This window comes from Streptomyces sp. HUAS MG56 (assembly GCF_058673395.1).
The window spans coordinates 1,733,180-1,755,968 of record NZ_CM178722.1; the positions used below are offsets into that span (position 1 = coordinate 1,733,180).

Sequence of the window (22,789 nt, forward strand, 5' to 3'; positions counted from 1 at the left end):
CCGGGCGAACCGAGTCCGGCACAGGGCCGCTCGGGGGTCAGCCGGCTGCCACCGCCTCCTTCTCCCGGGGCCCGCGTGCCGCCCACCGCACCGCCGACGGCGCCACGCACCCCACGCTCAGGAAGACCGCCCCTATCAGCATCCAGCCGCGCGTGCCGCCGTTCAGGCAGAGCGACGCCAGCACGGAGGGGGCCACCACGCTCGCGAGGCCGCTGCCGAAGCGGAAGACGCCCGTGTACTCGCCCTGCGCGTGAGCGGGGGCGAGGCTGTACCGCAGCTCGAACGACCCAGCCGCGTAGAGGAGTTCACCGAGGGTGATCACTCCCACGCCGAGCAGGATCAGCGTGACGGCACCCCAGGCCGAGCGTCCCGAGGCGAGGCCGATCAGGGTCGTCCCGGCCAGGAAGGCGCAGCCCGCCCGGCGCCAGGCGTGTGCGGCGGCGGTGCCGGTGTCGATGCCGCGTCCCGTCCTGACCTGCAAGAAGATCACCATGACGGTGTTGACGAGCACGCTGGTCCCGGCGAACCAGCGAGGGGCGTGCGTGTGTCCGACGATCCACAGCGGCAGGGCGAAGACCAGGACGGAGCCGTTGATCGACAGAATGCCGTCGAGGGCCGTGACCACCAGGTAGCGGAAGTCCTTGAGCGCCGGCCGGCGTCCGCCGGTCCGGGGTGCCGGCACCGGTGGCAGGGAGGGCAGCCGGCTGACGACGACGGCGGCCGCCACGAAGCTCAGGGCGTTGCCGAGGACGAGGCAGAGGTATCCGGCGCGGGAGTCCGCCTGGATGAGGAGCGCGGCGAGCAGCGCACCGATGCTGCCCGCCAGATTCGCGGTGGCGCGAAGATACGCGCGGAACCGGGCGGGCCGCTCCCCCGAGAGTCCGCGCACGATCGGGCCACGGGCCGCCTGGCTCGCGGATCCGGCGAGTCCGGTGAGGCAGACCACCGCCGTGAACAGCCAGAAGGAGTGGACGAGGACGAGCATCGCCATGGCCGCCGCCTGCACGGTGAGGGTGGCCAGGTAGACCTCGCGGGGCCCGCGCCGGTCGGCGAGCCGCCCGACGGGCACCCCGGACAGCAGCCCCACGACGGCACCCACGCCCATGCCGAGTCCGACCTGCGCCACGGAGAGCCCCACGGAGCGGGTGAAGAAGACGGCGGCGCTCAGCATGAACACCCCGCTGCCGAGCATGTTGACGAAACTCGCGGTCGCGAGGGTGCGCCGCGGACCCGGTTCGAGCAGAATGCCGCGCGCGACGAGCCAGGAGTTTCCGTGCTCGACTGACATGGTTTCCCCATCACTTGGCCGACGAGGGAGTATGCGGTGCTCAGCGGTGCTCGGAACAGGCCTGACCTGCAAGGGAAGAGTCACAGCGGATTCGGGAACGATCGTGGTGGCTCAGGGCGTTGGAAGGGGCAGAGTCACTTCGAAGCGGCAGCCGCCGGGGATGTTGTGGACACTCGCCCGGCCCTGGTGGGCCTCCACGATGCCGCGGACGATGGCCAGGCCGAGCCCCGCGCCCGCCGGGGGTGTGCGGGCGTCGGTGCCGCGCCAGCCGGTGTCGAAGACACGGGGCAGGTCCTCCTCGGGGATGCCTCCGCAGCCGTCGGTGACGGACAGCACCACGCCGTCCTGGGTACGTTCGGCGGCGATCGCCACCGTGCCGTCCGGCGGGGTGCGGCGGATGGCGTTGATCAGGAGGTTGCCGAGGACGCGGGTCATCTCCTTGGCGTCGACCTCGACCGGTACGGCCGCGACGCCGTCGCCGACCAGCCGCACGCCGTGTTCCCGGGCGAGCGGATCGGCTCCCGCGAGCGCGTCGCCGACGAGGTCGTACAGGGAGATCCGGGAGGGGTGCAGCGGGAGGGTGCCCGCGTGGATGCGGGAGAGTTCGAAGAGGTCGCCGACCATGTCGTTGAGGCGTTCCACCTCGGTGCGGATCTGCTTGAGGTACCGGTCGGGATCCGTGGCCACGCCGTCCTCCAGCGCCTCGGACATGGCGCGCAGTCCGGCCAGCGGGGTGCGCAGGTCGTGGGAGATCCAGGCCACCAGCTCGCGCCGTGACTTCTCCAACGCCCGCTCCCGCTCACGGGATTCGGCGAGCCGTGCGCTGGTGGCGGCCAGCTCGCGGCCGAGGGCGTCCAGTTCGGCGGTGGCCGGGCGGTGCGGGGCGGCGAAGGCGCCGGCGTCGCCGAACGAGCGGGCGGCGTCGGCGAGTTCGCGGCTGCGGGCGACGACCCAGCGGCCCAGGAGCAGGGCGGTGGCCAGGGAGACCACGGCCGCCATCGCGACGACGGTGGTGACCACGGTCAGGTCGTGCGAGGAGAGGAACATGGCCCAGGCCACGGCGAGCGTGCCGGCGAGCATGGCGCCGACGCCGACCGCGGCGACCACGGCGACGGAGGCGGTCAGCGAGCGCCGCCGGATCAGGCGCAGCACGGCCGCTCCCGCGACCCCCGCGGCGGCGGCGCCGGCGAAGGCGTAGAGGGCGATGAGGAGGGTGTCGCGCATGGTCAGGCCACCATCCCGGCCGGCTCGAAGCGGTAGCCGACGCCCCAGACCGTCTGGATCAGCCGGGGGCGGGCCGGGTCGTCCTCCACCTTGCCGCGCAGCCGGCGCACATGGACGGTGACCGTCGACAGATCGCCGAAGTCCCAGCCCCAGACCTCCCGCATCAGGTCCTCGCGGCTGTAGGCCCGGCCCGGGTGCCGCAGGAAGAAGGCCAGCAGGTCGAACTCCCGCAGGGTCAGGGCGAGTTCGGTGCCGTTCTTGGTGGCCCGGCGGGCGTGCGGGTCGACGGTGAGTCCGGCCGCGGCCAGCCGGTGTCCCGCGGCGGCGGGGCGGCTGCGGCGCAGGACCGACTCCACGCGCAGGACCAGTTCGCGGGGGCTGAAGGGCTTGGTGACGTAGTCGTCGGCGCCGACCTCCAGGCCGAGGATGCGGTCGTCCTCGTCGCCGCGGGCGGTGAGCATGATGACCGGCACGGGGCCGTCGTGCCGCATTCGCCGGCACACCTCCAGGCCGTCCATGCCGGGCAGCATGAGGTCGAGCACCACGAGGTCGGGCCGGTGGGCGGCGGCGCGGGTCAGGGCCGTGGGGCCGTCGTCGGCGCGGTCGACCACGTAGCCGGCGCGGTGCAGGTATCCGGTGACGACCTCGGCGACGGTCGGGTCGTCGTCGACGACGAGGACCCGGGCCGCCTCACCGGTGGCTTCGGCCCCGTGGGGCGGGTACGGCGATTGCATGTCTCCAGCCTCGCACCCGCAGGTCGGCGCCGTCGGGGCAGCGGTGCGGGCGTCCGCGTTTCGTAAGGTCCCGAAGTCCGAAATGCCCGATTGGCGTTCGTAGGGTGAAACCCGTGACGACCACTTCCACGGACGTCGACGTGGTGCTGCCCTGCCTGGACGAGGCCGAGGCCCTGCCCTGGGTGCTCGGCCGGATTCCGGCCGGCTGGCGCGCTCTCGTCGTCGACAACGGTTCCACCGACGGCTCCCCCGACATCGCCCGCGCGCTCGGCGCCACGGTGGTGCACGAGCCGCGGCGCGGCTTCGGCGCCGCCTGCCACGCCGGGCTGGCCGCGGCCACCGGCGACATCGTGTGCTTCTGCGACTGCGACGCCTCGCTCGATCCCGCCCTGCTCGAACCCTTCGTACGGGAGGTCCGGGACGGCGCGGCCGACCTGGTCCTCGGCCGACGCCGGCCGCAGGGCCGGGGCGCCTGGCCCGCCCACGCCCGGGCGGGCAACCTCGCGCTGGCCCGGATGCTGCGCCGGCGCACCGGGCTGCGCCTGCACGACCTGGGCCCGCTGCGCGCCGCCCGGCGCGAAGCGCTGCTCGCGCTTGACCTCACCGACCGGCGCAGCGGCTACCCGCTCCAGATGGTGGTCCGCGCGGCCGACGCCGGCTGGCACATCAGCGAGCACGACGTGCCCTACCGGCCGCGCACCGGCGTCTCCAAGGTGACGGGCACCTGGCGCGGCACCTGGCAGGCGGTGCGGGACATGAGCCGTGTACTGGCCGAGGCCCCGGCCGACCGGGAGGCCGTCCGATGACCACTCTCCTCGTCATCGCCAAGGAGCCGCTGCCGGGCCGGGTCAAGACCCGGCTCACCCCGCCGTTCACGCCGTGGGAGGCCGCACGGCTCGCGGAGGCGGCGCTCGCCGACACCCTGCACGCCGTGGCCGCCACCCCGGCCACCCGGCGGATCCTGGTCCTGGACGGCACGCCCGGCGACTGGCTACCGTCCGGCTTCGAGGTGCTGCCGCAGTGCGCTGGCGGGCTGGACGAGCGGCTGGCGGACGCCTTCGCGCACTGCGCGGGCCCGGCGCTGCTCATCGGCATGGACACCCCGCAGGTCACACCGGAGCTGCTCACCGTGGACTTCACGGGCTGCGACGCCTGGTTCGGCCCGGCGCAGGACGGCGGCTTCTGGGCCCTCGGGCTCGCGGCGCCCGATCCCGCGCTGCTGCGGGGCGTGCCGATGTCGACCCCGCAGACCGGGGCCGTCCAGCGGGAGCGGCTGCTGGCGGACGGGCTGCGGGTGCGCGATCTGCCCCGGCTGCGGGACGTCGACACCGCCGCCGACGCCCGTGCCGTCGCCGCGCTGGCCCCGCACGGCCGGTTCGCGGCGCGGCTGGCCCGGTGCACCCCGGTCGGCTCGCGATGAGCGGCGCGCACGGCGCCCGGGCCGCCAGGGCAGTCCCGGACACCTCGGCCGCCGTCGGCACCCCCGCTGTCACCGTGCCCGCCGCACACGGCCGGCTCACGAAGCGCCCCGCCCGGCGCACACCGGGCGGCCCACGATGAACGGCACTCGCGCCGCCCGCGCCCCCTGGGCCACGGCCGACCCCTACGCCGCCGCGCTGCGCTCCGGCCGGGGCCCGCTGTTCCTGCGCCGCGCCGACGGCTGGCTGCTGCCGCTGGAGGTGGAGCGCTGGTGCGGCCGGGCCGATCGTGTCGACCTGGCGGTGCTCGACCGCTGCGAGGGCGCCGTGCTGGACGTCGGCTGCGGGCCGGGCCGGCTGGTCGCGGAACTCGCCGCCCGGGGCCGTACCGTCCTCGGCGTCGACGTCAGCGAGGCCGCCGTCGAGCACGCGGAGCGGCTCGGCGGGCCCGTGCTGCGCCGCTCGGTCTTCGAGCCGCTGCCCGGTGAGGGCCGCTGGGACACCGTGCTGCTCATGGACGGCAACCTCGGCATCGGCGGCGACCCGGCCGCCCTGCTGGAGCGGACGGCCGGGCTGCTGCGGCCGGGCGGCCTGCTGATCGCCGAGACCGTGCCGGCCGACGTCGACGAGCGCGCCCGGGTCGAGGTGGTCGGTACGGCCACCTCGGCTCCGGGTGACGCCGACGCCTTTCCCTGGGCGCGCCTCGGCACCCCCGCCCTGCTGCGGCACGCGCGCCGCACGGGCTGGCGGCGCGTGGCTCAGTGGGAGGCGGGCGGCCGCTGCTTCGCGGCCCTGCGCACGCGGAGCACCAGGAGCAGCGCCGAGCCGCCGAACAGGCCGGCCGTGATCAGCAGCCAGCGGGTGAGGAAGCCGTCCGGACGGAGCCCGGTGGCCAGCCGGTAGCGCTGGGCGGTCATCCCGCTGATCAGCGGGAACCACACGAGCAGGAGCAGCAGGGACAGCGCGGCCGGGACCCGTACGTACGAGGTCCGGCCGCGCTGTCCGGCCGCCCCGAGCCCGCGCACGACCATGCGGTCCGCGAGCCCGTAGAGCGGCACCAGGACGAGGTCGTGCAGCAGGGCCGCGCCGACGATCCACAGCGCCACCCCGAACCAGTCGCCGGCGAACAGTCGTAGACCGGCGTACGCGGCGAGCGCGAACGAACAGGCGAGCAGCAGCAGTTGGAACGGGCTGCCGAGAGGGAGGCGGCGCGGCATCACAGGTCGCGGCATCACAGGTCTCCGAAGGTCAGCCGGGCCACCCACTTGGTGTTGAGCACGCCGGGGGCCGCGGGCACGATGATGCGCGCCGGGTGGCCGTGGTCGGGGGACAGTTCCTCGCCGTTGACGTACAGGGCGAGCAGGGAGCGGCCGTCGGCCACCTGGTTGGCGCGCAGGGCCGCGCGGCGGAAGGCGCCGTGGCGCTGCAGGGATTCCACGAGCACGTCCGGCGGATCGCCGTCGTGTCCGACGAGCGCCGCGAGGTCGCGCAGCCGCACCCCGCGCCACCACTGGTCGGCGGTCGACCAGCCCTCCACGCAGGCGATGGGCAGCGACGAGCTGTGCAAGGGAAGCCGGAGAAGCTGGGCGCGGCTGAGGCGGACGGTTGCGGTGCGGCCGGTGACGACGAGGCGCCAGTTGTCCTCGTGGGTGTCGGCCGCGGTGATCCCGGCGTAGGCGGCGGTCTTGTTGATCTGGAAGCCGTTCGGGCCGCCGCCGGGATCGGCCGTGCCGTGCGGCGCGAGCAGGGCCGTACGCCGGAAGGGGCCGCCGAGGCTCTGCCCGACCGTGGTCAGGAACAGCAGCAGGGAGCCGCCGCCGACCAGCCCGAGCGCGCCGCGCCGGGACACGGTGGGCGCGTCGGGACGCGGGGCGGCCAGCTCGCTCTCGTCGCGCAGCCGGTGCCGTACGGCGCGCAGCGCGGTCGGCGTCTTCAGCGCGGCGTGGGCCACGAAGGCGGCGAAGAAGACCCAGGCGCCGTAGAAGTGCAGCGGGTAGAAGGAGCCGGGGAAGACGTAGTCCAGCTGGACGTTGAGCACCCCGGTCGTGAACTCGAACAGCCCGCCGCCGACCAGCAACAGCAGCGAGATCCGCTCCAGCGCGTGCGTGACGGAGCGGGCCGGCGGCAGGGTGAACAGCTTGGGCACCACCGACCAGAGCTTGGCCAGCAGCACCGGGATCAGGGTGACGCCGAGGGTGACGTGCAGGCCCTGGGTGAAGCGGTACAGCCAGACCGGGTTGGACGGCCAGGCGAAGAGGTAGAAGCCCAGGACGCCCTTGTCCGGTGTCATGTCGTTCACCCGGGACAGGTCCGGGTTGTAGGCGGCGTACGACACCAGGCCGGTCACGAACAGCACGGTGACGCCGACGAGCAGGACGAGGCCGAGCACGGAGGTGAACCAGGTGCCGCGCAGCGGGCTGCGCCAGAAACCTGGGGAGGTGGGAAGCCGGGATTGGTCGCGCATGTCCCGACCGTAGGCCGCGGAACGCGCGGAAAAGGGTGCGTGACCCATGACGAAACGCTGACGTCCGGCCTGGCCGGCGGCCATGTGCGGCTCCCCCGGCCTAGCGTTCCGGTGTGATCCGCGAACTCCTCCCCGTCGAGCCCCGCCCCGCCCGCCACCGTGTGTCCCGGTCCTCGCGCCGTGATCTGTACGCCGTGCTCGCCGCCGTCCTCCTCGTCACGGTGGCCGTCCTGGTCGGGCGGCACATCCAGGACACCCGCCACACCCTGTTCGTGCACTGGCCGCCGGTGTTCGCCGACTGGGACCCGCACCTCGGCCCCGGCACCCCGGCGGCCCTGGCGGTGGCGGCGGCCACGGTGGCGTACGGCACCGCTCTCGCGGCCCGGCTGCCCTGGCGCGGACTGCTCGTGGCGTCCTGGGCGACCGCGCTGGCCTGGATCTTCTCCCTCGCGTGGATCGACGGCTGGCAGCGGGGCATCGCCGGCCGGCTGACCACGGCCAACGAGTATCTGCGGGTCATCGACCGCTTCCACGACATCCCGGCGACGCTCCGCGACTTCACCCACCACATCGTCGACGGCACCCCCCGCCCCTGGCCCGCGCACATCGCCGGTCATCCGCCGGCCGCGACGCTGACCTTCGTCCTGCTGGACCGGATCGGGCTGCGGGGCGGCGGCTGGGCCGGGATGTGGGTCATCGTCGTGGGGGCGACGGGGTGCGCGGCCGTGCTGGTCGCGCTGCGCGCGCTGACCGGCGAGGAGCTCGCGCGCCGGGCCGCGCCGTTCCTGGTGCTGGCCCCGGCGGCGGTGTGGCAGGGCGTCTCGGCGGACGGCTACTTCGCCGCCGTCGCCGCCTGGTCACTGGCCCTGTTCGCCCTCGCCCTGACCCGCCGGTGCCTGTGGTGCGGGGCGGCCGCCGGTCTGCTGTTCGGTCTGACCTGCTATCTCTCCTACGGCCTCACGCTGTTCGCCCTGATCGGCGCGGCGGTGCTCGTGCTCGGCCGGGCCGGCGTGCGCGAGCGTCCCGCCCTGCTGCTGGCCGTGCTCGCCGGACTGGCCGTGTTCCCGGCGGTGTTCGCGCTCGCCGGGTTCGACTGGCGGGAGGGCTACCACCTGCTCGTCACGCGCTACTACCAGGGTGTGGGCGGCACCCGCCCGTACGGGTACTGGGTGTGGGCCAACCTCGCCTGCACCGCGCTCATCACCGGCCCGGCCACGGCGGCGGGCCTGCGCCGCACGACCGCCGTACTGCTGCGCGGCCGCGGTCCCCGGTCCCCGCGTCCCGGTCCCGGCCGTATCCGCCTCGCGTTCCTCGTGTCGGCGGCCCTGCTCGCCCTGCTGATCGCCGACCTGTCCGGCATGAGCAAGGCGGAGACGGAACGCATCTGGCTGCCCTTCGCCCTGTGGCTGCTCCCGGCCTGCGCCCTGCTGTCCCGGCCCCGCGCCTGGCTCGCCGCCCAGGCGGTGCTCGCCCTGCTGCTCAACCACCTTCTGCTCACTGGCTGGTGACGATACGTCAGGTCATACACCGGAGTGACTGCGCGTGACCGACGTACGCGAACGGGCGTTGCCCTGGGCGTGGGACGGGGCCGCAGTGGCTGAAACGGCCCACTGGTGCGAGAGGCACCGGTGCGACTTCGCTGAGCGATGACCGAGAACGGCAGGAAGGACAGCGGATGGACGTCGGCAGGTTCAATCGGCGCGGGTTCCTCGGGACGGCGGCGGCCGGGCTGGCCACCGTCGCGTCCGCGCGCACGGCGACGGCGGCCGAACCGCCGGACACGGCCGCCACGCCGACCGGCCCGGCGGGGCGGGCCGTCACCTTCACGGAGCTGACCGGGGGTTCGGTCACCGCCGTCGGGCCGGACGGTGAGCTGATCGCCGAGGTGCAGGGCGTGCTGTGGCGGATTCCGCGTGCCGGTGGCGTGGCGGAGCAGGTGACGGACTGGACGCTGGAGGCGACCCGCCCCGCGCTGTCCCCGGACGGCAGGACACTGGCCGTGTGCGGCTATCGCGGCGGTGGCTTCCACCTGTGGACGCTGCGGCCGGACGGCGGCGGACTGCGGCAGTTGACCGACGGGCCGTGGGACGACCGCGGGGCGGCCTGGTCACCGGACGGCACCCGGCTGGCCTTCTCGTCCGAGCGCGGCGGCGACGCGACGGCGGGCGGTTCCTACGGGCTGTGGGTCGTGGACGCGGCCGGCGGACAGCCCCGGCGGCTCAGCGGCGGGGACTTCGAGGACTACGATCCGGCCTGGTCGCCGGACGGGCGGTCGCTCGTGTGCGTGCGCGCCGCGCATGTCTCCGGCGGCGGCAACGACGGCGGTCTGTCGCTGGTACGCGTCCCCGCCGCGGGGGGCGAGGCGCAGGTGGTGCGCACGGTGACCGGGGGCCGGCTGCTGTGTCCGTCCGTCTCACCGGCCGGCCGGATCGCCTATGTGCACCTCAACGGGCCGTCCACCGCCGGGGATTCGGCCGACACGGCGGCGCTGATGGTGGACGGCGAGGTCGTCACGGCCGACGAGGACCTGGCGGCCGCACCGCTGTGCTGGCTGAGCGAGGACGAACTGCTGTACGTCGGTGACGGGCGCATCCGTATCCGCTCCCTGGCCGACTCCTCCGTGCGGGAGGTGCCGTTCACCGCGCGGATGCCGATGCCGGAGCCGTCCCGGCGCGGGCGCCGGCGCCCGCTCGCCTTGGAGGAACCGGCCCACGTGCGCGGCGTGCACCGGCCGGTCCTGGCCCCGGACGGTCGCAGCGTGGCGTTCGCCGCACTGGGCGCCCTGTGGCTGATGCCGGTCGACGGCACGCCCCGCAAGCTCGTCCAGGAGGCCGACGTCCACTGGGTGCAGATGCCCGCGTGGGCGCCGGACGGGCGCAGCCTGCTGTACTGCACCGACCGGGACGGGCTGGTCGCCGTACGCCGGTACCACCTGCACGACGGCACCGACGAGGCCGTGACCGGCGGTGGACGGCTCTTCCCCGCGCTGTCGCCGGACGGCACCCGGCTGGCCTGCCAGGACGTGACCGGGAACCTGCTGCTGCGCACCCTGGCCACGGGCGAGGAGCGGACGCTGGCCAAGCCGCTGGCGGTCGACGGTCCGCCGGGCGCGCCCACCTGGTCGCCCGACGGGCGGTACATCGCGTTCTGCGACCGCAACCGGCTCAACCAGCGCTTCCGCGAGGGCTACAACCTCATCCGGGTGATCGACACACGCACCGGCCGAGAACGCCGCCATCTGCCCGCCGAGCACCAGTCGTTGTCCGACCGCGTGGCCTCCGGACCGGTGTGGTCTCCGGACGGCCGCGGGATGGCGCTGGTCGCCGAGTCGGCGCTGTGGCTGCTGCCGGTGTCGGCCGACGGCACCCCGTCCGGGCCCGCCCGGCGGCTCACCGACGAGCCGGCCGACCACCCCAGCTGGTCGGCGGACTCCGGCACGATCCTGTACCTCTGCGAGGGCCGGCTGCGCAGCCTCGCCGTCGGCGCCTCCCGGACGCGTACCCTCCCGCTCCGGCTGACCTGGGGCGGCGGCCCGCAGCCGGAGCCACTGCGCATCCACGCCGGGCAGTTGTGGGACGCCACCGGCGCGCCGCCGCGGCACGACGTCGACATCCTCGTCACCGGCAAGCGGATCACCGCGATCGAGCCCCATCGCTCCCGCCGCCCGGGACATCGCACCCTCGACGCCTCCGAACGGACCGTCGTCCCCGGACTCGTCGACAGCCACACCCACCCGTACACCGCCACGTACGGCGCGCGTCAGAGTCTGACCACGCTCGCCTACGGCATCACGACCACGTTCTGTCTCGGCAGTCCGCTGTACGACGCGGTCCGGCTGCGCGAGGCGGCCGGGTCCGGCGCCCTGCTCGGTCCGCGCCAACTCGCCTGCGCAGAACTGCTCGACGGCGCGCGCACCGCGTACGCCATGGGCCGCGCCCACCGCACCCGGGACGGCGTGCGGCGCTCGCTGCGGCGGGCCACCGCCCTGGAGGTCGACTTCGTCAAAACGTATGTGCGCGCCCCGGGCGAGACGATGGCCATGGCGGCCGAGACGGCACACGCGCTGGGTGTGCCGAGCGGCAGCCATCTGTGCGCGCCCGGCCGTTCGGCGGGCCAGGACCTGACCACCCATCTCCAGGCCACCCAGCGCCTCGACCACGGGCATGCCACGACGCCGCTCGGCCGGGTGAACCAGGACCTGGTGCAGCAGTACGCGGACGGCGCCTTCGCGATGATCATCACGCCGTTCCACGCGCGGATCCTGCTCGCGGCCGACCCCGGTCTGGCGGACGACCCGCGCGTGACCGCGCTCATGCCGCCGTGGGACGTCGCCGCCGTGCGCAAGGAGGCAGGCGCCGAGCCGACGGATCACGATCGGCTGGCCCTGGAGCGGGAGATGGCCGACTACCGCAGGCTCGTGTCGCACGGCACCCGTATCTCCCTGGGCACCGACGCGCCCCTGGTCCCGGTCGGGCTCTCCCTGCACCTGGGCCTGCGCGCCCTGCGCGCGCACGGGTTCTCGGCGGCCGAGGCCCTGCACACCGCGACCGCCGAGCCGGCCCGGCTCTTCGGCCTCGACGCCGACCTCGGGACGGTGGAGGAGGGCAAGATCGCCGATCTGGCGATCGTCGACGGCGATCCGTTCGCCGACTTCGCCACGCTCGTCGACATCCCGGTCGTGGTACGCGAGGGAGTCCCGCACACCCAGGGCGACTTGACGTCCGCCCACCGCGGCGCGACGGCACCCGAGCCGCCCCGGGACGGGTCCTGGCTGGAGGTGGCGCACCGGCTTCGCGAGGGGTCGTGCTGTCACCCCGGCACGAACGGATAGGGCGCGGGCGGTGGACGGCGGTGCCGTTCTCCACCGGGATGCGGCGGTCAGGCGTCCGCGTCGTCGGTGGCGGTGCGGCTGGCCAGCCGCTCGTAGCGCTGCCGGGCGGCCTGCGGGGTGCCGAGGCCGAGGCCGAAGGCGATCTCGGGCCAGGTCAGGCCCCGGCCGCGGGCCATCTCCAGGAGCCCGGCCTCCAGTTCGTCCAGCTCCGCCCGCACGGTGGGGACGAGGCTCAGCGCGGCCGTGATGTCGGCGTGGTCCACCTCCGGCTCCCCGTCCTCCGGCAGCGCGGCCCCGCTGAGCAGGAACGCCACGAGCCGCACGGCCTCGTGCGGTGCGAGGACGAACGGGTGTGTCTGGCGGCGCCGTTGCCCGTCCGTCGCCGCGTGCCGCTCGGCGATGCGGAAGAGCGAGGCGGGGACCCGCCCGGCGCGCGCCTGCTCCGGGTGCGGGGGGAGGAAGGGGTCGGCGGGGTCGGTGGTCGATGACATGGGGCAAGCATGAGCTTCCACACGACATGACGTCAACCGATTATTGTGAACACCTTGTTCATCCGCCCGTATGCCTCCCCGGCGCATGTGTCACGACGCCGGTGCGGTGATCTCGCGCTTGAGTATCTTGCCGCTCGGGCCCATCGGCAGGGTGTCCGTCAGCCAGACGCGGCGCGGGTACTTGTAGGCGGCGACCCGGTCGCGGACGAACTGCTGCAACTCCTCGGCGTCCGCCCGGGCGCCGGGGCGCAGCACCACCGCGGCCGCGACCTCCTCGCCGAGCCGCTCGTCCGGCACGCCGAGCACCGCGGCGAGGGCGACGGCGGGGTGCTCGTGCAGGACCTCCTCGATCTCGCGCGGGTAGACGTTGTACCCGCCGCGGATGATCAGGTCCTTCTTGCGGTCCACGATGAAGAGGTAGCCGTCCTCGTCCTGCCGGGCCAGGTCGCCGGTGCGCAGCCAGCCGTCGGGAACGGTGGCGGCCGTGTCCTCGGGGCGGTTCCAGTACTCCTTCATCACGTTCGGCCCGCGCACGGCCAGTTCGCCGACCTCGCCCGGCGCGACGTCCTCGCCATTCTCGTCCAGCAGCCGGACCTCGACGTCGCGGATCGGCGTGCCGACGGAGCCGGGCTTGCGCGGCCGGTCGGGATGGTTGAAGGAGACGACCGGGCTGGTCTCGGACATGCCGAAGCCCTCCAGCACCATGCAGCCGAAGCGCCGCTCGAAGCCGTGCAGCACCTCCACCGGCAGGGAGGCGCCGCCCGAGACGCACATGCGCAGGCTGGACACGTCGGCGTCGGCGGGGTGCTGCAGGAGGGCGGCGTACATGGTGGGCACGCCCTCGAAGACGGTGGCCCGGTCGCGGGCGATGGCGTCGAGGACCGCGCCCGGCTCGAAACGGGGCACGAGGGTGAGCGCGGCGCCGCTGCGGACGGCGACGTTCATCGTGCAGGTCTGCCCGAAGATGTGGAACAGCGGCAGACAGCCGACGATCACGTCCTCGGAGGTCAGCCGCTGGACCTCGGTGACATTGACCTCGGTGTTGTGGCGCAGTCCGGCGTGGGTGAGCGCGGCACCCTTGGGGCGGCCTGTGGTGCCGGAGGTGTAGAGCAGCACGGCGATGTCGTCGCCCGCGGCGGGCGTGACGTCGAACTGCGGCTCCAGGCGCGCCAGTTCGGCGGCGAACGCGGCGGGCTCGACCGCCAGGTGCCGTACCCCGGCGGCGGCCGCGCCCGCGCCGCCCTCGCCCGGCGCCCGATGCCACTCGAAGAGCAGCACGGCACCGGAGTCCCGCAGGTGGTAGGCGGTCTCGCGCTCCTTGAGCAGCGGGTTCATGGGTACGACGATGCCGCCGGCGCGCAGGACGGCGTAGTAAAGGATCACGAACTCGGGCACGTTCGGGAGCATCAGCGCGACCCGGTCGCCGGTGCGCAGGCCCTCGGTGCGCAGCAGGGCGGCGGCCCGGGCGCTGAGCCGGTCCAGCTCGGCGTAGGTCGTCGTGGTCGTTCCCAGGCGCAGCGCCGGCCGGTCGGGCAGGCGCCGTGCCGTGTCCACCAGAAAGTCCGCCAGATTGGCCATGATGCCTCCTCGCACCCCTGCTTCCGGCGCCCACGGGTCCCGCCGCCGACGCTCACGGCATGATCACCCGGGGGCCGGCGGCCGTCCATGGCCGCGCCCACAGTCCGCGCCTCCCACAGTTGTTCCCGGAACCAAACAGACCGCCGTACGCTGCGGGTATGGGGCTGGAGAAAGTGGGCGCGGCGTTGCGCGGGCGGCTTCCGGAGCTGGGTGTGCGGATGACGGAGCGGATCCGGGCGGACGTCGAGTCGTACGCGGACGACGCCCTCATCCCGTTCGAGTCGCTCCGCGTGTCCTGCGCGGACAACGCCGATCTGCTCCTCGGCCGTTTCGCGTTCGGCGCCGAGCCGGACGTGGGAGCGGCGCGGCAGACCGGGCGGCTGCGCGCGGAGCAGGGGGTGCCCCTCGCGGACACACTGCACGCCTACCGGGTCGGTTTCGAGCTGCTCTGGTCGGAGATGGTCGACGAGGCGCGCCGGCATCCGGAGGTCACGGACGCCGAGCTGGTCGCCGGTTCGTCGGAGATCTGGGCCTTGTTCGGCCGCTACGCGGAGGCGGTGGCGGCCGCCTACCGGGAGGCCAGCGCGGAGCTGGCGCTGCAACGCGAGGCGCGGCGCTCGGCGCTGGCCGAGGCCCTGTTCACGGGCGCGCTCGCGGACCGTACGACGCCGTGGGAGGCGGCCCGGCAGCTGGGTCTGCCGGAGCGGGGCCCGTACGCGGTCGTGGCCGCCGCCGTGCCGGATCCCGGTGAGGAGCCGCTGCCCGGCATCGAGGCGGCGCTGCGCCGCTCCGGGGTGTCGTCGGTCTGGCGGCTGCTGCCCGACCAGCAGATCGGTCTGGTCTCGCTCGCGCACCGGGACGCGGAGACGGTGAATATGCGGGCGCTGCGCCGGCGGCGCGCCCGGGTCGGGGTCAGCCCCCGCTTCGACTCGCTGCGCGAGACCCCGCAGGCGCTGCGGTTCGCCCGGCTGGCCCTGGCCGGGCTGCCCGGCGACGGGCCGGGGGTCACGCGCTTCGACGACAACCCGCTGGCCATGCTGGTCGCGGCGGCCCCGGCGGAGGCGGGCCGGCTGGTCGAGGTCGCCCTGGGACCGGTGCTCCGGCTCCCGGAGGCGGAGCGGGCCCGGCTCCTGCGCACCCTCGGCCACTGGTTCACCTCGGGCGGCGCGGCGGCCGAGGCCGCGGACCGCCTCTTCGTCCATCCCAACACGGTGCGCTACCGGCTGCGCCGCGTCGAGGAGTTGACGGGCCGCTCCCTCTCGGACCCGGCCGCGCTGGCCGACCTGGGCGCCGCGCTGCACGCCTTGCGCCTGCTGCCGTCCTGAGCACCGCGGACTTCGGCCGGGGGCCCGTCAGTGGGGCTGCCCGTACGCCGCACATGTCCCGGGGCGTGCCGCCCGGTCAGCGCTCGGCCGGGATCCGGTACACCGACACATGGGAGCGGGACTCGGCCGTGAACGGGGTCCCCGTCCAGTCCGCATGCCGGAACTCCCGCTCGAATCCGGCCAGTTGGGCCATGAGGTCGAGTTCGGCGGGCCAGATGTAGCGGTGCGGGCTGCGGTGCAGCTCGGCCCGCTCGGTGTCGTCGAAGTGGAAGTGGTGGGACACGACACGCTGGTCGAGCACGTCGTAGGTGTCCAGGCCGAGGTATCCGGGCTCGGAGTGCCAGACGGTGGCGGCGGCCCCCGGCGGGAGCGAGCGCAGCTCGGGCACCCACAGCTCGATCACGAACCGGCCGCCGGGACCGAGATGGCGGGCGGCGTTGCGGAAGCACTCGACCTGTGCGGCCTGGGTGAGCAGGTTGGAGATCGTGTTGTAGACGAGATAGACGAGGCGGTACGTCCCTGGGGCGGCGGTCGTCGCCATGTCGCCGATGACCACGGGGATCGACGCCTCGTCGGCCTTGGTGCGCAGTTGCTCCACCATCGGTTCGGACAGCTCGATGCCGGTGACCGGCACGCCGCGCTCGGCGAGCGGGACGGCGACCCGCCCCGTCCCGATCGCGAACTCCAGTGCCGCCCCGCCGTCCGCCAGCTCGGCGAGGCGTGCCACGGTGGGCTCCAGCACCTGCGGCGCGAACATGCCGGTACCGGGGGTGTCGTAGCGCCGGGCGGTGGCCGCGTCCCAGAGGTTCTGCTGTTCCATGGCAACCAACCCTGGCCGCCCGCACATGAGTTGTCGAGCCTGTTTCGGCCCGGCACACCCGTCTCTCCCACGCCATTGACACCGGGAGCCAGTCCTCTACGGTAGATCACCGCACAGCATGTCGCACAGCTTTCGATATCTCGAACGCACCACTCATGCCATCGACATGCGGAGGACTTCGTGACCCCACCCCTCGGCAGACGGTCCTTCCTCACGGCGGCCGGCGCGACCGCGGCGGCCCTGACGGTGACCGACACGGGCCCCGCCCAGGCAGCGCCGCACCAAGCCTCAACACCGCACCACGCCTCGGCGCCGCGCCGGCGGGCCGTTCGCGTCCAGCCGTTCCCGCTGACCGCGGTGACGCTGCTGGCCGGACCGTTCCAGGACAACCAGCACCGCAACACCGCCTATCTGCGCTTCGTCGACATCGACCGGCTGCTGCACACCTTCCGGCTGAACGTCGGCCTGCCCTCCGGCGCCCAGCCCTGCGGCGGCTGGGAGGCACCGGGCGTGGAGCTGCGCGGGCACTCCACCGGTCATCTGCTCTCCGGTCTCGCGCTCACCTACGCGAACACCGGAGACACCGCGCTGCGCGACAAGGGCCGCAGCCTCGTCGCGGCCCTGGCCGCCTGCCAGGCCGCGTCGCCGTCGGCCGGGTACGGCAAGGGCTATCTGTCGGCCTTCCCGGAGAGCTTCTTCGACCGGCTGGAGGCCGGGACGGGCGTCTGGGCGCCGTACTACACGATCCACAAGATCATGGCGGGGCTGGTCGACCAGTACCGGCTGGCCGGGAACGCCCAGGCCCGCGCCGTGGTGCTCCAGCTCGGCGAGTGGGTCAACACCCGTACGGGGAAGCTGAGTTACGCCAAGATGCAGCAGGTGCTGGAGACCGAGTTCGGCGGGATGAACGACGTCCTCGCCGATCTGCACGCGATCACCGGGGAAACGGTCTGGCTGGACGTCGCCCAGCGTTTCACCCACGCCCGGGTCTTCGACCCCCTGGCCGCCGGCGAGGACCGGCTGGCCGGGCTGCACGCCAACACCCAGATCCCGAAGATGGTCGGCGCGATGCGGCTGTGGCAGGAGGGTCTGACCGACCGCTACCGCACCATCGCGCAGAACTTCTGGCAGATCGTCACCGACCACCACTCGTACGTCATCGGCGGCAACAGCAACGGCGAGGCCTTCCACGAACCGGACGCCATCGCCGCCCAGTTGTCCAACGGCACCTGCGAGAACTGCAACAGCTACAACATGCTCAAGCTGACCCGGCTGCTGCACTTCGAGGCACCGGACCGCACCGACCTGCTCGACCACTACGAGCGCACCCTGTTCAACCAGATGCTCGGCGAGCAGGATCCGGACTCGGCGCACGGCTTCGACATCTACTACACGGGCCTCGGCCCGGGCTCCTTCAAGCAGCAGCCGTCCTTCATGGGCACGGACCCGAACGCGTACTCCACCGACTACGACAACTTCTCCTGCGACCACGGCACCGGCATGGAGACACAGGCGAAGTTCGCGGACACGATCTACACGCACGACGAACAGCGGCTGCTGGTCAACCTGTTCATCCCGTCCGAGGTGCACTGGCAGGAGCAGGGGATCACCTGGCGGCAGACCACCCGGCTGCCCGACACCGCCTCGACCGTGCTCACGGTCACCGCCGGGAGCGCACGGCACGAGCTGCGGGTGCGCATCCCGGCCTGGGCCTCCGTCGCGCGCGTGAAGCTGAACGGCCGTACCATCAAAGGCCGCCTGGACGCGGGCAGTTGGCTGAGTCTCGACCGCGCGTGGAAGACCGGCGACCAGGTCGAGGTCGCCCTGCCGATGCGCACGACCCTCGAAGCCACCCCCGACGACCCGGACGTCCAGGCCGTGCTGCACGGTCCGGTGGTGCTCGCCGGGGCGTACGGCACCACGCAGAGCCGCTCGATGCCCCGGCTGGACACGGGCACGATCCGGCAGACATCGGCCGACCCGCTGCGGTTCAGCGCGACGGCCGGCCAGAAGACGGTGACGCTGCTGCCCGTCGCCCGCGTCCACCACCAGTACTACAACGTCTACTGGCTGACCGGCCGGCCCCCGTCCCCGCCCCCGGCGTTCGCCGCCTGGTACCGCTTCGACGAGGCCTCCGGCACCAGCGCCGCCGACGCCACCGGCAACGGGAGGACGGCGACCTTGACCGGCGGCGCCGCCTGGGTCCAGGGGCATCTCGCGGGCGCCGTCGCGCTGGACGGCACGGACGGCCATGTCGCCGTGGCCGCCGACCTGTTGGCGGGCGCGTCCGCCTACTCGGTGGCCACCTGGGTGAACCTCGCCGGACGGCCCGCCACCTGGAGCCGGATCTTCGACTTCGGCACCGGGGTCAGCGCCAACATGTTCCTCACCCCGCTGAGCGACGCGGGAACCCTGCGCTACGCGATCACCACGAGCGGCGGCGGAGCCGAGCAGCGCATCGACGCCGACCCGCTGCCGACGGACCGCTGGGTGCATGTGGCCGTCACCTACGGATCCGGCACGGCCGTGCTCTACGCCGACGGCCGTGAGGTGGGCCGGAACACGGCGGTCGCCGTCGAGCCCCTCGACTTCGGCGACCACATCCGGGCCGCGTACATCGGCAGGTCGCAGTACCCGGACCCGTACCTGAAGGCGGCGGTCGACGACTTCAGGGTCTACGGAAGGACACTGACCGCGGCGGAGGTCACGGCCCTCGCCGACGCGTAGGCCCTCGCCGACGGGGGCGTCACGAGAGCCCGGGCCCGGTCGGGCGATCCCGCGGAGGCCGCCACCCGGCCGCCTTTCGATGACAGAGTGTCCGTCGGAACGCCCATTCGCGGTCACAGGGGGAGATGGCGTGGCAGGCATGGCGCTGAAGGCGCTGGACGAGGTGCCGTGGGAGCGGCTGGAGCCGGCGCTCGGGCACCACCCGGCCGAGGAGATGCGGGACGCCCTGCGTCGCCTGGCCCTCAAGGGCGGGGCGGCGACCGAGGAAGACTGCTACCCCCTGTTCGGCTGCTTCGCGCTGGGCACCGGACGCGTGGCCGCCGTCGCGACGGCCGCGCTGCCGTTCGTCGTCGCCCTCGCCGGCGATCCGGGCATGGGCGCCCGGGTCACGCTGGTCCGGCTGTTGGCGAGTTTGTCCGAGGCGGCGGCCGAAGCCGACCCGGGCCGGGTGGACGCGGGGTGGCACGAGGCATGGCGGGCCCAGCGCCCCCGGTTCCGGGCGCTGCTCGCGGACCCGCTGCCCGAGGTGCGGCGGGAGGCCCTGCCCCTCGGCGAGGGGATCGGCGTGCTGCTGGAGCGGTGGCACGCCGAGACGGACCCGACGGTGCGGCTTCCTGTGCTGCTCGCGCTGGGCACCGCCGCGGCCGACTGCACCGACGCGGGCCCGGTGGATCGGGTGCGGGCGGTGGTGGCCCGGGCGCTGCGTACGGAGGGTCCCGTCGTGCGGGTCGCGGCCGTGCACGCCTGGGCCGCGTTCGACGCCCGGGCGGCGGTCCGCGAGCTGGACCTGTTGGTGGACGTGCTGTCCGACCCGGCTGCGCGTCCGCAGTTCGAGGCGATCTGGTACGTCCCGGACGTCGACGGTGGCTTCACCCGTGAGGATGTCGTCTCCTGGACGGCCCGCCTGTTCGAGGGCGCGCCGCGGACGGGACTCGCCTTCGTCGTCCGGCTCATCGGCGCGGCGCGCCGGAACGGGGACACCCTGCTGTGCCGGGCCGCGCTGGACGAGGGGTGGCGGCTGTCGGCGGTCCGGCCGTCGGCGGCATCGTCGCTGGTGCCGCTCGCGGGCGCGTTGCTCGCCGATCCGGACGACGGCGTACGGTACCGGGCGGCCCACCTGCTGGCCGTGCTGGGGCCGCTGGCGGCGCCGTACGCCGACGAGCTGGCCGCCCTCCTCGACGACCCGGGCGAGGCAGGGTTTCTTGAGGGCACCGTCGGTGACCACGCCCGCTGGGCGCTGACCCGCATCGGCGACGAGCGGGCCCTGCCGGGGCTCGTCGAGCGGCTGTACGCGCCGTACGAGGGCCAGTACTCACGCGCGTACGTCTCGGGCGACCCGCGCCTGCCGGAGGTCGAGGACGTCCTGATCCCCCTGTGGGCGCACGCGCAGGCCCTGCTGCCCGCGGTGCGGAAGCTGCTCCGGGACGACGGGGTGGGCGGCTCGCTCACCTGCTGCTTCCTGGAAGTCCTCACCGCGTGGGGGCCGGCCGCGGCGCCCGCGCTGCCGGACGTGGTGGCCCTGCTGGACGACACCCGGTACTCGCTGCACGCACTCGACGCGCTGGTGGCGATGGGACCGGCCGCGAACTCGGCCGAGCCCGCCGTGCGCCGCTGCACGGTCCTCGACTTCCCCGGCAACCATCACAAGGTGGCGTGGGCGGCCTGGCGCCTGGGCGGCGACCGCGACGCGGCGCTGCGGCTCATCCGGGAGGCGGTGCTGACCGGGGAGGCGCCGCTCTACGGTCCCGTCGGCCTCCTCGGCGACTTCGGACCGGCGGCCGCGGGCTACGCCGGCCGGGTGCGGCATGTCATGGAGCACGGTGACAGCTGGGTGCGGCTGCGCGCGGCGGTCGCACTGTGGTCGGTCACCGGCGAGCCGGAGCCGACCGGATCCGTCCTGGAGGAGTACGTCCATTCCGTCGCCGGCGGCGGAGACACCTACGGCCTCTTCCTCGACGCGCTGCGCGCCCTGGCCAGGATCGGCACGGTCTCTCCGGCGGCGCGGGCAGCCCTGCGTGCGGTGCGGGGGTCCGACCGGCGGCTGTCGACGTACCGGGACTACCGGGCCTTCCTGGAGGACGCGGAGATCCGGTCCGCGATCGACGACGTTCTCGCCCTGCCGTGACCAGGGCCTGTCGGGCCGGTACCGGCCCGACAGGCCCTGGTTCACAGGGAGATGTCGATGTCCTCGACGTCGGTGAACTCCACCAGCAGGCCCTGGGCGCGGCGTCCGGCGTCGCGGAAGTACATCTCGCCCAGGCCCTGGGCGGCGATGTCCTGCAACTGTGCCTCGGTGGCGCCCCGGTCGCGGGCGGCGAACAGGCGCTCGGCCCAACGGGGCGGCAGTGCCTGGGTGATGTGGCGGAGCCGGGCGTCGTCCGTGGTGCCCGGCGCCGCGGTGAAGCCGAACCGGGCGCGCGCCGAGACGACGATGCCCTCCGCCGTGGCGGCCCGGTCCCTGGCCCGCGCCCGCACCTGCGGCTGCCAGCGCTGCCTGACCTCGCGCTCCAGTCGCGCGGCGAGATCCCTGCGGGGATGCCGGAGCGTGCCGACGACGTACCGCTCGACGGTGCGCTGCGAGACGCCCAGCAGTTCGGCGGCCGGCCGTGTGCCCTTGAGCTGCTTGACCAGGTATTTCATCTGAGCCTGCGCGGACTTGGGGACGGGGCGGGTGAACGCCCCTTCCAGCGCCCGGTCCAGGCTCTCCCCCACGGTGTCCACGGGCTGCTCCTCTCCACCTCGAAACGACCTGGCGTCGGCCGTCTCGCAGGTCAGCCTATGCGACGGAGCGAACACTGCGGGACAGCCGAGGGACATACACGCCCACCATGGTTTTGAACGCGTTCAACTCCAGGGCTACGCTGTGTCCGACACGAACGGAGGGGGCGCGATGAAGGTGGTTCTGCCCGGGGGCACCGGACAGGTGGGCACGATTCTCGACCGCGCGCTGACGGCCGCCGGCCATGAGGTCACGGTGCTGACCAGACGTCCGCGGCGAGCACGCCAGATCGGCTGGGACGGGGTCACGCTCGGGCCGTGGGCCGAGGCGATCGACGGCTGCGACGTCGTCGTCAATCTGGCCGGGCGCAGCGTCTCGTGCCGCTACACCCCCGCGAACCTGCGGGCCATGATGGACTCCCGGGTGGACTCCGCGCGGGTGGTGGGCGAGGCGATCGCGGTGGCCGCGCGGCCGCCGCGGGTGTGGCTGCAGATGAGCACGGCGACGATCTACGCCCACCGCTTCGACGCGGCGCACGACGAGGCGACCGGGGTGATCGGCGGCTCCGAGCCGGGCGTGCCGGACTACTGGGCCTACAGCGTGCAGATCGCCGAGAACTGGGAGCGGGCACAGCGTGAGGCGCCGACGCCCGCGACCCGGAAGGTGGCGCTGCGCGCGGCGATGGTGATGAGCCCGGACCACGGCGGGGTCTTCGACGTCCTGCTGGGCCTCGCCCGGCTGGGGCTGGGCGGGCCCGTCGCGGGCGGTGCGCAGTACGTCTCGTGGATCCACGACGAGGACTTCGTCCGCGCGGTGGAGTTCCTGGTCGACCGGGAGGACATCGACGGACCGGTGAACCTCGCCTCCCCCGGCCCCCTCCCCCACCGGGAGTTCATGCGCACCCTGCGCGCGGCCTGGGGCGTCCCGTTCGGACTGCCCGCGACGCGCTGGATGGCGGAACTGGGCGCGTCCGCGTTCCGCTCGGACACCGAACTGCTCCTCAAGAGCCGCCGCGTGACGCCGGGGCGGCTGCGCGAGGCCGGGTTCACCTTCACGCATCCCACCTGGGACTCCGCCGCCATGGACCTCGTCCAGCGGGTACCGGGGCGGCCCCGGTGAATCCACGCACCCACGAGCCTTTACTTGAACTTACAAGCACCAGGTGTAGGG

17 protein-coding genes are annotated in these 22,789 nt (G+C 73.9%); 9 read left to right on the forward strand and 8 right to left on the reverse strand.

Going from position 1 to position 22,789, the window contains the following annotated elements; genetic code table 11:
• Nucleotides 1–37 precede the first annotated feature (37 nt).
• The 3 genes from AC4OXY_RS08485 to AC4OXY_RS08495 form a co-directional block, all read right to left on the reverse strand.
• Complete coding sequence (locus tag AC4OXY_RS08485; protein WP_491993581.1) at nucleotides 38–1,288, reverse strand: MFS transporter; 1,251 nt, start codon at nucleotides 1,286–1,288, stop codon at nucleotides 38–40.
• 111 nt (nucleotides 1,289–1,399) lie between these two features.
• Nucleotides 1,400–2,512 carry a sensor histidine kinase gene (locus AC4OXY_RS08490; protein WP_356024038.1) on the reverse strand — a complete coding sequence of 371 codons (1,113 nt, stop codon included), beginning with the start codon at nucleotides 2,510–2,512 and terminating at the stop codon, nucleotides 1,400–1,402.
• Nucleotides 2,513–2,514: 2 nt separating this feature from the next.
• Nucleotides 2,515–3,246 (reverse strand): response regulator transcription factor, encoded by a 732-nt coding sequence (locus AC4OXY_RS08495; protein ID WP_491993582.1) that lies wholly within the window; start codon nucleotides 3,244–3,246, stop codon nucleotides 2,515–2,517.
• Nucleotides 3,247–3,350: 104 nt separating this feature from the next.
• On the opposite strand from AC4OXY_RS08495, the gene AC4OXY_RS08500 reads away from it, so the two are divergent.
• From AC4OXY_RS08500 to AC4OXY_RS08510, 3 genes are all read left to right on the forward strand, one after another.
• Nucleotides 3,351–4,052 carry a glycosyltransferase family 2 protein gene (locus AC4OXY_RS08500; RefSeq protein WP_362822858.1) on the forward strand — a complete coding sequence of 234 codons (702 nt, stop codon included), beginning with the start codon at nucleotides 3,351–3,353 and terminating at the stop codon, nucleotides 4,050–4,052.
• Nucleotides 4,049–4,666: a TIGR04282 family arsenosugar biosynthesis glycosyltransferase gene (locus AC4OXY_RS08505; protein ID WP_491993583.1), complete on the forward strand. Its 618-nt coding sequence runs from the start codon at nucleotides 4,049–4,051 to the stop codon at nucleotides 4,664–4,666. Before AC4OXY_RS08500 ends, AC4OXY_RS08505 begins: the two co-directional genes overlap by 4 nt.
• Before the next feature lie 136 nt (nucleotides 4,667–4,802).
• Nucleotides 4,803–5,567: a class I SAM-dependent methyltransferase gene (locus AC4OXY_RS08510; RefSeq protein ID WP_491993584.1), complete on the forward strand. Its 765-nt coding sequence runs from the start codon at nucleotides 4,803–4,805 to the stop codon at nucleotides 5,565–5,567.
• Nucleotides 5,568–5,895: 328 nt separating this feature from the next.
• Here AC4OXY_RS08510 and AC4OXY_RS08515 read toward each other — a convergent pair whose 3' ends face one another.
• Entirely contained in the window at nucleotides 5,896–7,128 is a 1,233-nt protein-coding gene (locus AC4OXY_RS08515; protein ID WP_491993585.1) for a molybdopterin-dependent oxidoreductase, read from the reverse strand.
• Between the two features lie 161 nt (nucleotides 7,129–7,289).
• On the opposite strand from AC4OXY_RS08515, the gene AC4OXY_RS08520 reads away from it, so the two are divergent.
• Together AC4OXY_RS08520 and AC4OXY_RS08525 are read left to right on the forward strand one after the other, a co-directional pair.
• Nucleotides 7,290–8,636, forward strand: a complete 1,347-nt coding sequence (locus tag AC4OXY_RS08520; RefSeq protein WP_491994803.1) for a hypothetical protein — start codon at nucleotides 7,290–7,292, stop codon at nucleotides 8,634–8,636.
• A 167-nt stretch (nucleotides 8,637–8,803) separates the two neighbouring features.
• Nucleotides 8,804–11,959 carry an amidohydrolase family protein gene (locus AC4OXY_RS08525; RefSeq protein WP_491993586.1) on the forward strand — a complete coding sequence of 1,052 codons (3,156 nt, stop codon included), beginning with the start codon at nucleotides 8,804–8,806 and terminating at the stop codon, nucleotides 11,957–11,959.
• A gap of 47 nt (nucleotides 11,960–12,006) precedes the next feature.
• On the opposite strand, the gene AC4OXY_RS08530 is transcribed toward AC4OXY_RS08525, so the two are convergent.
• Complete coding sequence (locus tag AC4OXY_RS08530) at nucleotides 12,007–12,450, reverse strand: DNA-binding protein (protein WP_356024023.1); 444 nt, start codon at nucleotides 12,448–12,450, stop codon at nucleotides 12,007–12,009.
• A 90-nt stretch (nucleotides 12,451–12,540) separates the two neighbouring features.
• Nucleotides 12,541–14,028 (reverse strand): long-chain-fatty-acid--CoA ligase, encoded by a 1,488-nt coding sequence (locus AC4OXY_RS08535; RefSeq protein ID WP_491993587.1) that lies wholly within the window; start codon nucleotides 14,026–14,028, stop codon nucleotides 12,541–12,543.
• 158 nt (nucleotides 14,029–14,186) lie between these two features.
• Between AC4OXY_RS08535 and AC4OXY_RS08540 the strand changes: the two genes are divergently transcribed.
• Nucleotides 14,187–15,353 (forward strand): PucR family transcriptional regulator, encoded by a 1,167-nt coding sequence (locus AC4OXY_RS08540; protein ID WP_376288114.1) that lies wholly within the window; start codon nucleotides 14,187–14,189, stop codon nucleotides 15,351–15,353.
• Nucleotides 15,354–15,429: 76 nt separating this feature from the next.
• Here the strand turns inward: AC4OXY_RS08540 and AC4OXY_RS08545 are convergent, their stop codons facing one another.
• Nucleotides 15,430–16,173, reverse strand: a complete 744-nt coding sequence (locus AC4OXY_RS08545; protein WP_356024016.1) for a class I SAM-dependent DNA methyltransferase — start codon at nucleotides 16,171–16,173, stop codon at nucleotides 15,430–15,432.
• A gap of 180 nt (nucleotides 16,174–16,353) precedes the next feature.
• Here AC4OXY_RS08545 and AC4OXY_RS08550 point away from each other — a divergent pair, with 180 nt between their 5' ends.
• Both AC4OXY_RS08550 and AC4OXY_RS08555 read left to right on the forward strand, forming a co-directional pair.
• Nucleotides 16,354–18,900 (forward strand): beta-L-arabinofuranosidase domain-containing protein, encoded by a 2,547-nt coding sequence (locus tag AC4OXY_RS08550; protein ID WP_491993588.1) that lies wholly within the window; start codon nucleotides 16,354–16,356, stop codon nucleotides 18,898–18,900.
• Nucleotides 18,901–19,030: 130 nt separating this feature from the next.
• A complete protein-coding gene (locus AC4OXY_RS08555) occupies nucleotides 19,031–21,025 on the forward strand; it encodes a hypothetical protein (RefSeq protein ID WP_491993589.1) in 1,995 nt (664 codons plus the stop codon).
• 41 nt (nucleotides 21,026–21,066) lie between these two features.
• Here AC4OXY_RS08555 and tpg read toward each other — a convergent pair whose 3' ends face one another.
• A complete protein-coding gene (tpg, locus tag AC4OXY_RS08560) occupies nucleotides 21,067–21,621 on the reverse strand; it encodes a telomere-protecting terminal protein Tpg (protein ID WP_356024008.1) in 555 nt (184 codons plus the stop codon).
• Nucleotides 21,622–21,790: 169 nt separating this feature from the next.
• Here tpg and AC4OXY_RS08565 point away from each other — a divergent pair, with 169 nt between their 5' ends.
• Nucleotides 21,791–22,738 carry a TIGR01777 family oxidoreductase gene (locus tag AC4OXY_RS08565; protein ID WP_491993590.1) on the forward strand — a complete coding sequence of 316 codons (948 nt, stop codon included), beginning with the start codon at nucleotides 21,791–21,793 and terminating at the stop codon, nucleotides 22,736–22,738.
• Nucleotides 22,739–22,789 lie beyond the last annotated feature (51 nt).

Bases quoted from the DNA above. Each gene is read 5' to 3' on its own strand.
- AC4OXY_RS08485 (WP_491993581.1), bottom strand. From the start codon at position 1,288: ATGTCAGTCGAGCACGGAAACTCCTGGCTCGTCGCGCGCGGCATTCTG.
- AC4OXY_RS08490 (WP_356024038.1), bottom strand. From the start codon at position 2,512: ATGCGCGACACCCTCCTCATCGCCCTCTACGCCTTCGCCGGCGCCGCC.
- AC4OXY_RS08495 (WP_491993582.1), bottom strand. From the start codon at position 3,246: ATGCAATCGCCGTACCCGCCCCACGGGGCCGAAGCCACCGGTGAGGCG.
- AC4OXY_RS08505 (WP_491993583.1), top strand. From the start codon at position 4,049: ATGACCACTCTCCTCGTCATCGCCAAGGAGCCGCTGCCGGGCCGGGTC.
- AC4OXY_RS08510 (WP_491993584.1), top strand. From the start codon at position 4,803: ATGAACGGCACTCGCGCCGCCCGCGCCCCCTGGGCCACGGCCGACCCC.
- AC4OXY_RS08515 (WP_491993585.1), bottom strand. From the start codon at position 7,128: ATGCGCGACCAATCCCGGCTTCCCACCTCCCCAGGTTTCTGGCGCAGC.
- AC4OXY_RS08525 (WP_491993586.1), top strand. From the start codon at position 8,804: ATGGACGTCGGCAGGTTCAATCGGCGCGGGTTCCTCGGGACGGCGGCG.
- AC4OXY_RS08530 (WP_356024023.1), bottom strand. From the start codon at position 12,450: ATGTCATCGACCACCGACCCCGCCGACCCCTTCCTCCCCCCGCACCCG.
- AC4OXY_RS08535 (WP_491993587.1), bottom strand. From the start codon at position 14,028: ATGGCCAATCTGGCGGACTTTCTGGTGGACACGGCACGGCGCCTGCCC.
- AC4OXY_RS08540 (WP_376288114.1), top strand. From the start codon at position 14,187: ATGGGGCTGGAGAAAGTGGGCGCGGCGTTGCGCGGGCGGCTTCCGGAG.
- AC4OXY_RS08545 (WP_356024016.1), bottom strand. From the start codon at position 16,173: ATGGAACAGCAGAACCTCTGGGACGCGGCCACCGCCCGGCGCTACGAC.
- AC4OXY_RS08565 (WP_491993590.1), top strand. From the start codon at position 21,791: ATGAAGGTGGTTCTGCCCGGGGGCACCGGACAGGTGGGCACGATTCTC.